A 15311-nucleotide genomic window follows, 5' to 3' on the forward strand; every position below is an offset into this window, starting at 1 on the left:
CCTGATGCCCGAGCAGTTGCCCTGAGCACCGACGCCGGAGGACCCCGTGCCGACCGCACCTACCTCTTCCCTTTTGAAGATAATTCTCCACCACGACCTCCCGGCTTCGTTGGTGGTGTTTCTCATTGCGATACCGCTGTCGCTCGGGATCGCCGCCGCGTCCGGCGCTCCGCTGATCGCCGGCCTGGTGGCCGCCGTGGTCGGCGGTGTGGTCGCCGGCGCGCTCGGCGGCTCGCCGCTACAGGTCAGCGGCCCCGCGGCCGGTCTGACCGTGGTGGTCGCAGGTCTCGTCACCCAGTTCGGCTGGGCCGCGACCGCCGCCATCACCTGCGCCGCCGGCGTCGTGCAGATCCTGCTGGGCGTCACCCGCATCGGCCGGCTGGCGCTCTCCCTGTCGCCGGCCGTCGTACACGGCATGCTCGCCGGGATCGGTGTCACGATCGCCGTCCAGCAGCTGCACGTGGTGCTCGGCGGCAAAGCCCAGAGCTCGTTGATCGACAACGTGATCGCGCTCCCCGCGCAGCTGATCGCGCACCACGGCCACTCGGTCGCGGTCGGCGTACTGACCGTCGCAGTCGTGCTCGTCTGGCCCAAGATCCCGAGGGTGAAGGTGATCCCGGCACCGCTTGTCGCCGTGGTCGCGGTCACCGGGCTGGCCGCGATCTGGATGACCGACGTGACGCGGGTCAATCTGCCGGATCGGCCGCTGCAGAGCCTGATCCTGCCGAAGATGCCCGAGGGGCCGCCGGTTGCGATCGTGACCGCAGTGCTGACCGTGGCTCTGGTCGCCAGCGTCGAGTCGTTGCTGTCGGCCGTTGCCGTCGACAAGCTTCATCGCGGCAACCGCAGCAACCTCGATCGCGAACTGATCGGTCAAGGTGCGGCGAACGCGTTGTCCGGTGCGCTCGGCGGCATGCCGGTCACCGGTGTGATTGTCCGCTCGTCCACCAACGTCGCGGCCGGTGCGCGGACTCGGGCGTCCGCGATCATGCACGGCTTGTGGATCGCGGCGTTCGTACTCGCGGCCGGGTGGATGCTCGAGCTGATCCCGATGGCCGCGCTGGCCGGCGTCCTACTCGTCACCGGATTGCGGCTCGTGCAGCTCGCCCACATCCGCACGCTGCGCCGGCACGACGAGCTTCTGGTGTACGTCGTGACTGCGGTCGGGGTCGCCGCACTCGGACTGGCCGAGGGTGTGCTGCTCGGTCTGATCCTCGCGCTTGCACGGGTGCTCTATCGACTGGCGAGGGCGACCGTGACTGCGACCGAGTCGGACGGTGTGTGGACGGTCCGGATTCGCGGCACACTGGTGTTTCTCGGGGTTGCGTCACTCGTGCGGACGTTGCGGTCGATCCCGGCCGGGGCCGAGGTTCGGGTCGAGCTGACGGTCGATCATCTCGACCACGCGGCGTACGAGGCGATCGAGGACTGGCGGCGCGGACACATCGCCCGCGGCGGCCTGGTCGAAGTGCATCGCACCACGCCTGGTCAGCACTCCGCGACGCTGGACGGTCAGCAAGCTTCGACGCTCGAGGGTCGGCAGGCGTCGATGCTGGACGGGGTACGCGAGTTCGAGGCGTCGGCCGATCAGATCCGGCCGTTGCTGGCGAAGCTCGCGGCCGACGGGCAACAGCCGGAGCATCTGTTCATCACCTGCGCGGACTCACGGATCGTGCCGACGATGATCACCGCCAGCGGCCCGGGCGACCAGTTCTGCGTACGCAACGTCGGCAATCTGATCCCGCCGAAGGGATCGGACAGCAGTTCGGTCGACGCCGCGATCGAGTACGCCGTCGAGGTCCTCGGCGTGAAGTCGATTGTGGTCTGCGGTCATTCGTCCTGCGGTGCCGCCGCGGCCGCACTCGCCGCCGACGTACCCGAAGGCTCCGGTCTCCAGAACTGGCTACGTCACCTCGAGCCGTCCGTACGGCGAGCAGTCGGCATGCCGGACATCATCGATCCGGCGACCGGCGTGAAGCTGTCGGCCGCCGACAAACTGTCCGTCGCGAACGTCGCCGTACAACTCGAGAATCTGCGGAGTTTCGCATGTGTCCGCGAGGCCGAGGATCAAGGCCGGCTCGAACTGATCGGGCTGTGGTTCGACATCGGTGCGGCCGCGGCCAGAGTGGTGCTGGAGCGCGAGCCGTTCCTGGTGCGCGCCGACGCGGAGCTGTCGAAGATCACCAGCAACGGTACGGCGAGCGCGATCGCAACCAACCCGTCCAGCCAGTAGTGGTTGGCGGTGACCACGACGACAGTGAAGGTGAGCACCGGGTGTGCGATCCACAGCCAACGCCACCGCGACCGCGTCGCCCGGATCAGGAACACCGCGACCATCAACGCCCAGCCGACATGCAGACTCGGCATCGCGGCGAACTGATTAGCGACCCCGGAGTGCGTGCTCGGCCCGTAGACCGACTGGCCGAGTAGAACTCCGGTGTCCACCCAGCCCGGCATCATCCGCGGCGGCGCGAGCGGGAAGAACATGTGCCCGATCAACGCCAGCCCGGTCAGTGACGCGAGCGCCCAGCGCGCCTTCCCGTACTCGGCCGGGCGGCGGATCATCAACCACAGTAGGACCGCCGCGGTCAGCGGGAAGTGCACGCCGGCGTAGAACAGGTTCGCGGCCCGGGCGAGCCCGTCGACCTGGAGCGCATGATGCTGAAGCGTCGCCTCGCTCGGCAGCCCGAGCCACGCCTCCCACCGGATCAGCTCGTGGGCGTGCTTGAACGCCGATCCCGAATGCTCCGCCGACAGGAACCGCCCGAGGTTGTAGACCCCGAACAGCGCCGCGAGCAGCGCCACCTCCCGGACAATCCGCCAGAACCCACCGCGATGCGGCCCCACTTCCGGCAGTGCGGGCTGCTCCACCCGCTCCAGAGTCACCTGCGCCATTCCGACCCCCAGCTCAAACCGAACGCCCGTTCTCTGAGATTCCACCCTGCGCCTCGGGTCGCCGCCAGATCAAGAACGGTCGTTCGTTTTCCACTGTGATCCTTGGCACTCTTTCAAACTATCGCAACCTGCTGATAGTTGCGAAGAATATGAATCAACTCACAGTGAAGGTCTCGGCTAAATCGGTGGACCTGGGAGGTGGGCCTCGGGAGGGTGCTCGGATGGAGAAGGTCTTCATCCGGTGGACCTGGATGCGCGCGGTGCTGCACAACGGCTGGTGGCTGGTCACGAGCGTCTATCTCGTGGTCGACGCCGGCCTGTCGCCCGCGCAGCTGGTGCTGATCGGGTCGGTGCAGAGTGCGTTCGCCCTGGTCTGCGAAGTACCGGCAGGTGTCATCGCCGACACCATCAGCCGCAAGTGGTCGCTGGTGATCTCACAGGTCCTGATGGGTACGGCGATGCTCGCGACCGGACTGTTCGAGTCGTTCCCCGCGCTGCTGGCAACCCAGGTCCTGTGGGGTATCTCGTGGACCTTCGCCAGCGGGTCCGACGTCGCGCTCATCACCGACGAACTCGATCAACCCGACCGGATCAACGTCGTCCTCACCCGCTCCGCCCGGGCTCAGCTCACCGGGGCCGCAACCGGCCTCATCGTCCTCGGCGGCCTCGCCTGGGCGACCCGGCGCGACCTGACGATCGTGATCGCCGGCGCCGCGATGATGTCGCTCGCGCTCTACGTCGCGCTCCAGTTCACCGAACACAACTTCGTCCCGACCCGCACGGCCCGCTGGGCGGCGTCCTGGACCACCTTCCGTCGCGGCGTCACGCTGGTACGACGCAGCCGCGCGATCCTGCTGATCTTCGCCGCGACCTTCCTCGTCAACGGCGCCTCGGACGCCGCCGGCCGACTCACCCCGAAGCAGCTCCTCGACCTAGGCCTGCCCACCGAACCGGACCCGATCCTCTGGTTCACCGGCCTCGGCGTGATCGGACTCATTGTCGGCGCGCTCGTACTCCGCCTTGTCAGCAAACGCATCAACGGAAGTCATGCCTCGACCGACTACGCGCTGGCTGCCCTCGTCGGCGTACTCGCCATGCTCCTGCTCGCCTTCGCCCGCGATCCGGTCGTCGGCGCGATCGCCGTCGTACTCCTGTCCGGCATCGTCACCCCACTGACCCGCATCATCAGCACCATCTGGATCAACACCCGCACGACGGCCGACATCCGCGCGACGACCCACTCGTTCTTGGCCCAGCTCGAGTACCTCGGCGAGATCATCTGCGGCCTCACCATCGCCACAGTCGCCCGCCTCACCACACTCCCCCTAGCCCTCACCACCTGCGCCCTCCTCTTCGCCACAACCGCCGTACTCATGCGTCAGCCGACGAGCGACGAAGCAACCGTGTAGGTGTTGCAGGCGGCGGGACTGGCCGCGTCGAAGCCGGCCGTCGTCCAGTACCCGTGGTTCTCGCCCTTCCCGTGATCGTGCTCGTCGTCGATCGTGTTCCGGATGACCAGGCCCCAGACGTCGAGCCACTCCGAGGTGACCGGGAAGTAGTTGCGGTCGGCACCTATGTAGACCCCGCTGTAGCACGACGCCTGCAACTCCATCCGCCGCGTGTCCTCCAGGTGTGCGTCGACGCCGTTCAAGCTCACCTCGCGGTCGTACAGCGCATCGAAGACGCCGGTGAGGGCCTGGATGTGATGTCCGTACTCGTGCCCGATCTCCAGCGCCATCCATGCCAGCGCCTCGTCGGGATCCTTCCGGTACAGCGCGAGATGGGTCGCGGCATCCATGTAGATCGTGCCGCCGCAGTAGTAGTCCCGTCCGTCGTCGACGGTGCACGGTGAGGACGGTGACTGGCCTAGTACGACGACGAGCTTCGGCGGCCTGAAGGTGAAGCCTGCCTTGCGGATCGCCGGTTCCCAAGCCTTGTTCAGGCAGGCGAGGTACTGCGTGAAGTAGGCGCGCGCATTCGCCAGGGACGTAGGCTCGTACGACGGCTCGGCGCACCTGGAGGCCTGCAGCTTCCCGACTCGGTAGATCGGGTTGTGGGTCACCGCCGCGGGCAGCGGTGGCTCCGACACCGGCGCGGTCGAGTCACTGCCCGGAGATGTCGATGTCGTCGGCAAGCCGGCGCGCGCCCGGGCGACCTCCGAGGCGGCGGCCTTGTCCGCGTCCGAGACGGTGTTCTTCGACGTACAGCCGGTGAGGAGTACGCCCGCGGCGATGCAGGTGGCGATCAGGCCCCGTTGGTTCACGGAGTGAATCTAGACCAGGTGATGACTGCTTGGGTCGAGATAGCAGCAACCTGCAACCAGCCGTCGAGCGGTAGGTCGTCGTACGGCGCTACGACGACTGGGAGGTGGAGGTTGTAGAGCTCGGCGGCTACGAGGGCACCGAGGGGGATGATTGGGTCGGGGCGGCTCAGGATGATGGCGGCGGGGGCGGTGCGGGCGCGGATCTGTTCGGCCAGGACGCTGGAGGTGGAGCTGGAGCCTCGGCCGGATTCCATCAGCAGGATGCGGTTGGTGAGGATGGCGCCGCATTGCGGGTGATGGGCGTCGACGATGCGGCCGTGTTCGTCGACGCCGCCCCAGAACGACAGGGGCGCGGTGAGGCGGATGGGTTCGCCTGTCGCCGTGCCGGGGTGGAGGGTGCGGCCGATCATGAGTCGAGAATCACCCGACCGGCGCGGGCCGAGGCGACGCATTCGGGGAGTGAGCCGAGGACCGCGGAGACGTTGAGGTTGCCGGGCGCGTAGTGCGCCCACTTGCCCGAGTTGGTCATCACGTGCTTCCAGTCCGGCGACAGGATCGCCGTGACATAGGTGCAGGTGTCAACGACCACGATCACCCCGGCCGCCTCTAACGTTGTGAGTACTCCGGCCAACCGCTCACGAGTCGCCCGACCGGTCGACAAGTAGAACGGCACCTTCATCGGCGGCCCGTCCGCCACCAACTCGGCCAGCCGAACACACTCGGCGTACGACGCGTGCGGCGTACCGACGCTCACCGCATCGAGCTCGCCACCGGCGAATGTCGACAAGTCCCGCCTCACCCGCCGCAGCACATCAACGTCGACCCGACGCACCGGCAGGTCGGCAAACTCGCGCGGCGCCTCCGGCGTGACACCGACGACGTGGAACAACGCGACTCCCCCGGCCGACGCGGCCGCCGCACCTAACGCCTTCAGCTCATCCTCGGTCACCTCTTCCGGAATCCCAACCAGCACAGGGATCTCGGCCCCGACCACAGCTCCGATGTGATGACCGAGCAACGGATACGCGATCTCCGACCGCATGAAGTCACCCAACGGCCGGCAGTCGAACACCACCGTCCCCCGCCGCGCCCCCGTTGTCTGCAGACCGGAGTACGGCGCTCGCCCGGTGATCGCAGCGCAGACGTCCAGGAAGTCGCCGTACCGATCCGTGCGGGCGCCGAGGACCGAGTTCGCGAACACGATCGCGTTCGACTCCGCCCACGCGATGTGCTCGCCGAACCCCGGCCGGTTCGGGAGCTGGTACGGCGCGCAGGTGAACGTCGGCGTACATCCGAGCTCGACGTACGCCGCCATCAGCTCGCGACCGGCCGTGGCGAGTTCGGGGTCCCGGACCAGCGTCGGATGGATGAGGTCCATCGAGCCCACGTTCAACGTCGTCGGCACGCGCACCTTCGCGCCCAGCTCGACCAATCGGTGCGCGAAATCCAGGCTCACCTGGCCGTGGTACAGACACGAGTCGACATGCGCGGAGGTGATCTCGACCAGCCGCGGCGCGTCCGAGATCCGGGCCTGACCGACGATCACCCGCATCGCGAGCGCCACGCCGTCCCCGTCCCGACCGCCGAGCATCGCCTCTTCCTCGGCGGTCAGATGAGGACTCTGCATGCCCTAGACGGTAGTCCTCCTCGAAGCGACCAGCGCACCCGACTCGTAGCCGTCGGCCCGGAGGAGTTGGCCGGGTGCGACGTCAAGGATGTCGATGCTGAGCGGTCCGGTCAGGTCCTCGGAGCTGATCGGGCGGTCGTTGACGTAGAGGTCGACCCGATCGATGCCCTGAGCATCGATCGCGACGGTGAGCGTCGTACCGCTGAGCGACGTCTTCAGGTCGAGCCGCCGGATCGGCATTGCCGCCAGCAACGAACCGGCCCGGTTCAGCAGGTCGACGTTGCCCTCGAGCAGATCGGCCCTGGTCATCCGGTGCGTCTCGTGCGGCTTGACGCCGAGGTCCTCGACCGGAGTGCCGGCCAGCTTGCCGACCCGGAGGGTACGCCGGATCGCGACCCGCAGGTTCGCGCCGTTCGGCAGGGCGACGTACGGCGAGGTTTCGTCGGGTGGAGGTGGTTCGTTCAGGAGTGACGCGAGCAGGCCGTGGGTCCAGACGTTCGCGCCGCCCGCGCCGGTGTTGTCGTCGACGCCGAGGATCGTGCCGATCTCATGATCGGCGAATCCGGCCGTGAAGATGTCGGTGGCCGAATAGACCCGGGCGTCGGTGATCAGCACCACCGGGCCGTGGTACGTCTGGCCGACGTCGTTCGCGCCGTCCTCCGGGGTGATCGGCTTCGCCGCCGAGTACTGCGCACCGGTCTCGATCGCGAGGTCGAGCGAATCGAGCCAGGGCCCGAGGTCGATCCCGGCCGGATTGTCCTTGTGCCGCCGGCAGAGCTTGAGGTTGAGCGGCGTACTGATGAACTGCACCGGCTCCGGCGCGATCCGCCTCGGCGTCATCGTCTGCAGGGTGAACTCGCTCGCGTAGATGTGCCCGCCGCCGTTGTCCCGCACGTCCACGATCAGGCCGGTCTGCGGCAGCGCCGCGGCCAGCCGGACGAACTCGTCCCGGAACGCGACCGGGTCCTGCACGCTGAACGTGAAGATCCGCAAGTGGCCGAAGTTCCCGGACGGTGTGACGACCTCGCGAGCCCGGAAGACGCCAGGCATCGTCGTCGGCAGGTCCGCACCGGTGACCGCGGCCGGCGCGGCCAGTTCGGCCGAGCTCTGACCGCGTTCCAGGTCGACGACATCGCGTACGTACAACGCCTTCTTCGCCCGGGACTTCTCGTCGGAGTCGAGATCGAGACCCATCGACGCCGACGCCTCGCTGACCGCATCCAGGTCCGTCATCGGCGGGAGGTTGGCGGTGACCTTCCACTGCTCGCGGAGTTCCTGGTTCGAGCCGTCCAGGCCGACGTACGTCAGCGTCACCCAGTCCTCGTCCGGCGGGGCCTGGATCACCAGCGGCCGGAGGGTCAGCGATTCGAGGCCGCGGGCGAGGTTGGCGGCATCGTTGCTGCCGGCGAAGATCGCGCCGTTGAGGGCGACCGCGCGGGCGATCGGCGTACCGTTCCAGTGCGTCACCTCGGCGCCCTTGCCGAACTGGGGCGCGGTGAAGCCGGTGACGGTTTGCGTGATCAGGTAGTGCTCGGTGCCATCAGGGTCGTAGCACTTCTCGATCATGAACGGTAGGTACGCGATCTTGCCGGCGAACGGCACCGGCAGTAGGTAGTTGGTGTGCAGGTCGCGGACCGAGTGGAAGATGCTGGACATCTCGCGGTGGAACATCCACTCCGCTTGCATCGTCTCGCTGGTCTGGCGTTCCATCCGGGCTCGCATCACCCGCAGGCGCTGCAACGGGTTGACCGCGTGCATCGCGACCTTGAGCGGCAGGTGCACGTAGTTCTGGTCCAGTAGCAGAAGCGCTTGATCCACCAGGAGTTTCCGCTGGTCGAGCGTCAGTGTGCCTGCGCTGTCGAGGAAGTCCGACAGCGGGACGGCCGATGCCTCCTTGACGACTGCGGACGCCCTCCGTCTCGCGGCGGTCTTCTTCGCGGCAGCTGCTGTTTTCTTCCCCGTGCGTGTCATCGTGCGTGGTTGAGACATCTCTTCCCCCAAAGCAAAAACGGCCCCTCCCCCGCGATCTCTCCACCGTCGTCCGCGCACCAGGCGATGTCAACGGCGGGCGGTTGACCATCGGCCTGTAAGGATGGGCGGGTGAGTGAGTTCTGGGACAGCATCACGTCGGTCCAGCCCGAGCCGTCGTTGCGATTGGTGATCGGTACCGGTGTCGTCGCGTTGCTACTGATCGCGTGGCGACCTATCTGGCTGTACACGCGGCAGGTGGTGACGATCGCCCACGAAGGTGCGCACGGTTTGATCGCCGCACTGGTCGGACGGAAGCTGTCCGGGATCCGCCTGCACTCGGACACGTCAGGCGTCACCTTGTCCCGCGGCAAGCCGACCGGCTTCGGCATGATCGCAGTACTACTGGCCGGCTACCCCGGTCCTGCACTCTTCGGCCTGGCCGCAGCGTTCGTGCTGAGCCGTGGGTACGCCGTTGCGCTGCTGTGGGGACTGTTGGTCGCGCTGGTGATTCTGCTGCTGCAGATCCGCAATCTGTTCGGACTGTGGTCTGTGCTCGTGTTCGGCGCTCTGGTGTTCGGCGTTTCGTGGTGGGGGTCGGCGGAGGTGCAGACCACGTTCGCCCATCTGCTCACCTGGTTCCTGCTGCTGGCTGCGCCACGGGCCGTGCTGGAGCTGCAGCGGTCCCGCCGTGGCGGCCAGGGCCGTAGCTCCGACGCCGACCAGCTACGCCGCTTGACTGGTGTGCCGGCGTTGTTGTGGGTAGGAATCTTCGGACTGGTGACCCTTGCCTGCTTGGCAGTTGGCGTGATGTGGGCCGGCGTACTACCGAGCTAGACCGGTGGCAGTGTGACGCCGAAGCCTGTCACCGCAAGCCGTAGCAGCACCTGTCCCGGCCGCAGTAGGTCAGCCACCTTGGCCGCGCTCAGCACCTCCAGTTCGCCGAGTCGCTTCTCGTAGCTGCCGGCAACACGCGCCCTCTGCAGCTCGACGGTGTTGTGCCAGACCTTCTGGCGGGATTCACGCAGGAAGCGCTGCGACGCGATCCGGTTGAGCGGCGTGAGCACGTGGTCCAGCAAACTGCGCGGTCCGGTCGCGGCCAGTTCACCGTCCTCCGCTGCGACGCGTTCCGACAGCACACCGTCGATCCGCTCGTGATCGCGTCGCCGCCGATCCATCAGCGCCGGCTCCAGGAAGTCGTCGTCACTGATGACTGCCAGCAAGGCCTGCGGCAGGTCGTAGTTCACATGCGCGTTGATCCCCAGCAGCACGTGACCCAACGCCGGCAGCTGGTCGGGTGCGTCGAACGCCAACCGCCACGGCCGTGCGACCAACACTCCGTCATGAGCCTGGAGATAAAGCTCCGCGAACTTGACGTCCCAGACCTCGACCCAGTCCGGGTCCTCGAAGCGAGCCTGATCGATCGCTTGACCTACCGCCTGCGTGGTCCGGCGATACGTCTCGAGGAAGAACCGGCGATGGGCGAACTCCTCCGGCAGCTCGTCGAGCCGCTGCTGCATCCGCGCCACGACCTCGGCGATCGGATTACCATCGTTCATCGGATCTCCTCAGGGGGAGGGATCATGCGTGCGACATCAGGTCCACTGTCCTTCGACCCGGTGGTCGTCGGCAACCGTGAGACGGACGCCTGGGCCGCTTACTACCGGCATGAGTGGCGCGAGTTCCTCGTCGCCGCGGTCGGAATGGTCGCCGCCGGCTTCCGCATGCCACCGCACCGGACAGTCGCCGGAGCCTGGTACGTACTACGTGCCAACCAGGCGTGGGCGCCGTACCCGGACAATCAGCCCGACACGGCCCGCGCGTACATGCGGCGCTTCTACGAGCTCGTTGCGGTCTCGAGCGGGCTGCTCTTCGACCCGGCGCGCGCGGCCGCCTTCGAAGTCGAGTGGTGGCGAGTCCACCGAGCACACCAGCATTCGGACGAGGTCACGGAGGAGCAGCTCGAGACCGCCCTCGTCGACCTCTATTCCTACGTGTACGACGCCGATCGCGACGCAGTCCGTCAGGCAGCGAGCAAGCGGGTCGAGGCGATGGACCTCTCGGACCGCTGGGTCCGGGCGGGGTGCCATCGCGACGACCCGCTGCTGGCGGAGGAGCGGCTTGCGCTGGTTGCGTCGTACGCCGCTCTGCGGATTGCTGTCGAGGACTAGTTACGTCCGCCTGTGATGGGCCGATCACGCTGTGCCACGCCGGGACCGCCGTACGGGTAGTCCGCCGCGCCCGGGTCGCTGGCCACGTCGAGCTTGACGGTCTCTTCCCCGGTGAGGTGCAGATCCGCGGCACCGAGGTTGTCGTCGAGCTGCTCGAGCGTGCGGGCGCCCAGGATCACCGATGTGATCGACGGACGGTCGACCAACCAGGCGAGCGCGACCTGAGCCATCGAGATCCCGCGGGCCTCGGCGATCTCCCGGAGCGCGTCGACCACGTCACGGACCCGCTGGTTGCGGCTGCGCCGGTACCAGGACTCGACGCCGCGGTCCGGGTTCTCACCGAGCCGGGTCGCGCCGGACGGCTCCTCGTCGAACGAGTACTTCCCGGTCAGCCAGCCGCCGCCGAGCGGGGACCACGGCAACAGGCCGAGCCCGTTCTCCAGTGCGGCCGGGACGATCTCCCACTCGATCTCGCGCACCAGCAGGTTGTACTGCGGCTGCAGTGTGACGAGCCGCGACCAGCCGCGATACGCGATCAGGTCGCAGGCCTTCTGCAGCTGCCACCCGGTGAAGTTCGACAGGCCGCCGTACGAGATCTTGCCCGCGCGCACTGCGTCCTCGAGGAAACTGAGCGTCTCCTCGAGCGGTGTGACCGGGTCCCACGCGTGCAGCTGGTACAGGTCGATGTGCTCGACGCCGAGCCGCTCCAGCGATGCGTCGAGGGCTCGCCGGAGATGGCGTCGCGAGGTGCCGACGTCGTTCGGCCCGTCACCGGTCGGGAACCGGCCCTTGGTGGCGAGTACGACGTTGTCGCGGGCGGAGCTCTTCGCCAGCCAGCGGCCGACGATCTCCTCGGAGACACCGCCCGAGTACACGTCCGCGGTGTCGATGAAGTTGCCGCCGGCTTCGATGTACCGGTCCAGCTGCACGTGCGAGCCGGCCTCGTCGGTCTCGCTGCCGAACGTCATGGTGCCAAGCGTGTAGGTCGAGACGACTGCGCCGCTCGCCCCCAGGGTGCGAAATTCCACTGTTGCTCCCTCTCTCAGAACTGTCCGAGACGAAGACTACGGTGAGCGGTATGAAGACAAGTGAGCTACTGCTGGACGCACACAGCCGGGTTCAGGAGGTCCTGCACGAGGTCGTGACGGGGCTCGACGACAAGACGCTCGCCGCGCGGCCGGGTGAGACGGCCAACTCGATCGCCTGGCTGGTCTGGCACCTGACCCGGGTCCAGGATGACCACCTGGCGGACGCGGGTGGATATGAGCAGGTCTACACGGCCGACGGGTGGTACGAGCGGCTCGGGTTGCCGCTCGACGCGGCCGACACCGGGTATGCGCACACGTCCGACCAGGTTGCTCTGGTCCAGCTGTCGGCCGACCAGCTGCTCGGGTACTACGACGCCGTGCACGCGCGGACCGCGGAGTTCCTCGGCACCGTGACGGACGAAGGTCTGGACCGGATCGTGGACAAGCGGTGGAAGCCGCCGGTCACGCTCGGGGTGCGACTCGTGAGCGTGATCGACGACTGCGCCCAGCACTCGGGCCAGGCGGCGTACGTGAAGGGCCTGCTCAGCTGAGAGTCGTTTGCCAGAGCGAGGTGCCGGCGATCAGGTAGAGCTTGTGGTCCGGCATCAGTACGGCGTCGGTCACCTGGCCGTCCGGACCTTGTGAGTCCTGGACGGTCCAGTGATCGCCCTGACCGGTGAGCACCTTCACCTTGTTGTCTTGAGCAACGATCTGGACGATCTTGTCGCCATCGCGGATCGGCGGCGGGAGTTTGTCCTTGTCGCCGACCGGGATCGACGGGACGCCGTGGAGCCGCTTCGCCGTACCGGACGCGTCGAGTTGCCAGATCGCGAGCTGGCCGTCGACGTACCCGGAGATCACGCAGTCCTTGGCGCAGCTGGCCGTGTTCGCCTGGCTGCGGTTGCCCGGCTCGGGCAGTGGGGTCCGGGTCCAGCCCTGGTTGAGATTGGTGGATCGCCAGACGGCTGCTTCCTGCGCGACCACGTTGGGCGCGAGTCGCACCTGCGAGCCGACGATCACGATGCTTTCGCCGAGGGTCGTACCGAATCCGGGGCCGACGAGGAGGTTCGGCGTACTCTGCAGCGCCGTCTTGGTCGGATCCTGCCGGGTCCACGTCTCGCCTTTTGGCAGCCAGACCATTGCGTCGTTGCCGGTCACCACGCCGCCCCACGAGCCGAGCAGCGCGCGGCCGCTCGGCGTGATGACGGCGCTGTAGAGGTCGCCCGCGGTTTCACCGCCGAAGGTGAAGAAGTTCTGCGGACGCTCGATGAGTCCGGTTTGGGGCGTGCCGCTCCAGACGGTCCAGCGGGTGTTGGAGTGCGCGCCGCCGGCTGCTCCGCCGAGGGCGAGGAGCTGCTTGCCGTCGTACGCGATCGAGTACCAGATCGCTTCGAAGGCGTACGGGCTGACGGGGTTGGGTTTGACCGCGATCTGTGTGCGCTTGCCTGTGCTGTCTTGGAGCAGCAGCTCTGGGACGACTTTTGCGCCGCGATGGCGCAGGCCGATCAGCAGTTGATCGCCGTGACCAGTGAGGGTGACAGGCTCTGCTGGGGTGTCGACTTTCGTCCACACGACAGTGCTCGGCGTCGGCGGCTTGTCGTCACTGCAGGCGGTGAGGGTCGCGAGTACGAGGATCGCGACTGCAGCGAGGCGGCGCATCAGCGGCTCTGCGGGAGCTTGGTCGTCTTCTTCCGGCCTGCCCGTGGCGCAGACGGCGGCGGCACGACCGGGCCGATGTCGCCGTCCGGTGCGGTGTCGAGGTCGATGATCACCGGCGCGTGGTCGCTCGGCCCAGTACCCTTGCGAGCCTTGCGATCGATCCACGCGGCCTTGACCCGCTCGGCCACCGGGTCGGTCGCGAGCATCAGGTCGATCCGCATGCCGAGGTCCTGGTGGAACATGCCGGCGCGATAGTCCCAGTAACTGAAGATGCGGTTGTCCGGCCAGCGGTCGCGGACGACGTCGTGCAGATCCTTCGCGGCCATCAGCTCGGCCAGCGCCTGCCGCTCGGGCGGGGTCACGTGCGTCTGGCCGATGTACGCCACCGGGTCGAAGACGTCGGCGTCGGTCGGGGCGATGTTCATGTCCCCACAGACGATCTGGTCGGCTGGTCCGTTGGCGACGACCTCGGTGAGGGCTGTGAGCCAGGCCAGCTTGTAGTGGTAGTGATCGGAGTCGGGCTCACGTCCGTTCGGCACGTAGAGCGAGTGGATGCGGATACCGCCACAGGTCGCCGCGACCGCCCGGGCCTCAGGCTTCGGGAACCCAGGTGCTCCGGCAACGCCGGTCACGACGTCCTCGAGTCCCACCTTGGACAGGAGGGCGACGCCGTTCCACTGCGGTTCGCCGTACAGGCCGATCTCGTAGCCGCGGCCGATCAGCTCGGCGCCGAGGAGCGCGGTGAACGCGTCGTCGGCGAGCTTCGTCTCCTGCAGGCACACGACATCCGGCTGCCGCTCGTCGAGCCAGTCCAGCAACCGCGGCATCCGCTGCTTGACCGAGTTCACATTCCAGGTCGCCACTCGCATCCGACCAAGGTAGCGGCAGCCTAGGACCATTTTCAGCCCGGCTTGGGCGCCCTCCAGACGAGAGTGTTCAGAAGGTCCGTCGCCGGCCGCTCGACGCTGTTGTTGTGACGCGGTTTGTCCTTACGTCCCCAGGCGTCGTTGCCAAGCCACGGCGGTACGCCGAACGGCAGATCGCTGGCCGGGATCGGCGCGTAATCGGACTCCAGGAACTTCGGGCCATAGTTCGGTACGGCGTTGTCGCCGTCGGGATCTGGAGTGACGATTCCGCGCAGCTCCGTCACTGCCTGGCGCCAGCTGTCGATCAGCACCTTCGCGTTGCGGCTGGACGGATGCGGCACCTCGAACACCGGTACGTCGGGCTTGTCGTCCCACAGTTGCACGGCGGTTCGCGCTTGCATCCCGAACGCGACGATCGCCTGCAGTTGTGGACCGGTGATCAAGTCCAGCAGGGTGTTGCGCCACGTGAGCTGGTCGGGTTGCGCGAGCAGCGGCACGGCCTGCTGAGCACGCGACGGCCTGAGCGCGTACGCATAGGCGTTGACGAGCGTGTAGCTGCGGGTCAGGCCGAGCTTGGCCAGGAATCCTTGCGTGCGCTGGCCTGCGTCGCCTACCAGCGTGCGGCCGGCGACCCGCTCGGTCGGACCCGGATCGGACGCGATCGCGAGCAGCCGGGCGGTGCGGTTGAGCCGGCCGCGGTAGAACACCGGGCCCCAGTCGTACCAGAACAATTTCTCGAAGTCCGCATAACTCGGGACTTTCGCGAAGTGCCGCGCCACTGTGACGGGCGGTCCGGGATCGAAATCAGCCATCGTCATACCTCCCCCTCGACGA

14 protein-coding genes and 1 pseudogene are annotated in these 15311 nt (G+C 67.5%); 5 read left to right on the plus strand and 10 right to left on the minus strand.

The window, feature by feature from the left end:
• Positions 1 to 115: 115 nt before the first annotated feature.
• Positions 116 to 2053: pseudogene (locus EV650_RS12750) on the plus strand (bifunctional SulP family inorganic anion transporter/carbonic anhydrase); the annotation flags it as partial.
• A 14-nt stretch (positions 2054 to 2067) separates the two neighbouring features.
• Here the strand turns inward: EV650_RS12750 and EV650_RS12755 are convergent.
• Positions 2068 to 2895 (minus strand): phosphatase PAP2 family protein, encoded by an 828-nt coding sequence (locus EV650_RS12755; protein ID WP_202874479.1) that lies wholly within the window; start codon positions 2893 to 2895, stop codon positions 2068 to 2070.
• Positions 2896 to 3116: 221 nt separating this feature from the next.
• On the opposite strand from EV650_RS12755, the gene EV650_RS12760 reads away from it, so the two are divergent.
• Complete coding sequence (locus tag EV650_RS12760) at positions 3117 to 4304, plus strand: MFS transporter (protein WP_134118568.1); 1188 nt, start codon at positions 3117 to 3119, stop codon at positions 4302 to 4304.
• Here EV650_RS12760 and EV650_RS12765 read toward each other — a convergent pair.
• Genes EV650_RS12765 through EV650_RS12780 form a run of 4 tightly spaced genes read right to left on the minus strand, consistent with a single transcriptional unit; the run spans position 4274 to position 8756 of the window.
• Entirely contained in the window at positions 4274 to 5158 is an 885-nt protein-coding gene (locus EV650_RS12765; protein WP_166678098.1) for a neutral zinc metallopeptidase, read from the minus strand. The genes EV650_RS12760 and EV650_RS12765 overlap by 31 nt on opposite strands.
• Complete coding sequence (locus tag EV650_RS12770; RefSeq protein WP_134118572.1) at positions 5155 to 5568, minus strand: aconitase X swivel domain-containing protein; 414 nt, start codon at positions 5566 to 5568, stop codon at positions 5155 to 5157. Before EV650_RS12770 ends, EV650_RS12765 begins: the two co-directional genes overlap by 4 nt.
• Positions 5565 to 6785: an aconitase X gene (locus EV650_RS12775; protein ID WP_134118574.1), complete on the minus strand. Its 1221-nt coding sequence runs from the start codon at positions 6783 to 6785 to the stop codon at positions 5565 to 5567. Before EV650_RS12775 ends, EV650_RS12770 begins: the two co-directional genes overlap by 4 nt.
• Before the next feature lie 3 nt (positions 6786 to 6788).
• Complete coding sequence (locus EV650_RS12780) at positions 6789 to 8756, minus strand: S41 family peptidase (protein WP_134118576.1); 1968 nt, start codon at positions 8754 to 8756, stop codon at positions 6789 to 6791.
• 129 nt (positions 8757 to 8885) lie between these two features.
• On the opposite strand from EV650_RS12780, the gene EV650_RS12785 reads away from it, so the two are divergent.
• Positions 8886 to 9590 carry a M50 family metallopeptidase gene (locus EV650_RS12785; RefSeq protein ID WP_134118578.1) on the plus strand — a complete coding sequence of 235 codons (705 nt, stop codon included), beginning with the start codon at positions 8886 to 8888 and terminating at the stop codon, positions 9588 to 9590.
• On the opposite strand, the gene EV650_RS12790 is transcribed toward EV650_RS12785, so the two are convergent.
• Positions 9587 to 10312, minus strand: coding sequence for a DUF5995 family protein (locus EV650_RS12790; RefSeq protein WP_134118580.1), 726 nt, complete (start codon positions 10310 to 10312; stop codon positions 9587 to 9589). The genes EV650_RS12785 and EV650_RS12790 overlap by 4 nt on opposite strands.
• 24 nt (positions 10313 to 10336) lie before the next feature.
• Here EV650_RS12790 and EV650_RS12795 point away from each other — a divergent pair, with 24 nt between their 5' ends.
• Positions 10337 to 10924, plus strand: a complete 588-nt coding sequence (locus EV650_RS12795) for a hypothetical protein (protein ID WP_134118582.1) — start codon at positions 10337 to 10339, stop codon at positions 10922 to 10924.
• On the opposite strand, the gene EV650_RS12800 is transcribed toward EV650_RS12795, so the two are convergent.
• Positions 10921 to 11952 (minus strand): aldo/keto reductase, encoded by a 1032-nt coding sequence (locus EV650_RS12800; RefSeq protein WP_134118584.1) that lies wholly within the window; start codon positions 11950 to 11952, stop codon positions 10921 to 10923. The two genes, EV650_RS12795 and EV650_RS12800, sit on opposite strands and share 4 nt — an antisense overlap.
• 50 nt (positions 11953 to 12002) lie before the next feature.
• On the opposite strand from EV650_RS12800, the gene EV650_RS12805 reads away from it, so the two are divergent.
• The gene (locus EV650_RS12805) at positions 12003 to 12503 is read left to right on the plus strand and encodes a mycothiol transferase (protein ID WP_134118586.1); all 501 of its coding nucleotides are present in this window, start codon (positions 12003 to 12005) and stop codon (positions 12501 to 12503) included.
• Here EV650_RS12805 and EV650_RS12810 read toward each other — a convergent pair.
• The 3 genes from EV650_RS12810 to EV650_RS12820 are packed head-to-tail and all read right to left on the minus strand — an operon-like array spanning position 12496 to position 15289.
• The gene (locus EV650_RS12810; RefSeq protein WP_134118589.1) at positions 12496 to 13611 is read right to left on the minus strand and encodes a hypothetical protein; all 1116 of its coding nucleotides are present in this window, start codon (positions 13609 to 13611) and stop codon (positions 12496 to 12498) included. The genes EV650_RS12805 and EV650_RS12810 overlap by 8 nt on opposite strands.
• On the minus strand, positions 13611 to 14480 hold the full coding sequence (locus EV650_RS12815) for an exodeoxyribonuclease III (protein WP_134118591.1): 870 nt from the start codon (positions 14478 to 14480) through the stop codon (positions 13611 to 13613). Before EV650_RS12815 ends, EV650_RS12810 begins: the two co-directional genes overlap by 1 nt.
• A gap of 32 nt (positions 14481 to 14512) precedes the next feature.
• Entirely contained in the window at positions 14513 to 15289 is a 777-nt protein-coding gene (locus EV650_RS12820; RefSeq protein ID WP_166678099.1) for a uracil-DNA glycosylase family protein, read from the minus strand.
• Positions 15290 to 15311 lie beyond the last annotated feature (22 nt).

The organism is Kribbella kalugense (assembly GCF_004365875.1).
Taxonomy (GTDB): Bacteria; Actinomycetota; Actinomycetes; order Propionibacteriales; family Kribbellaceae; genus Kribbella; species Kribbella kalugense.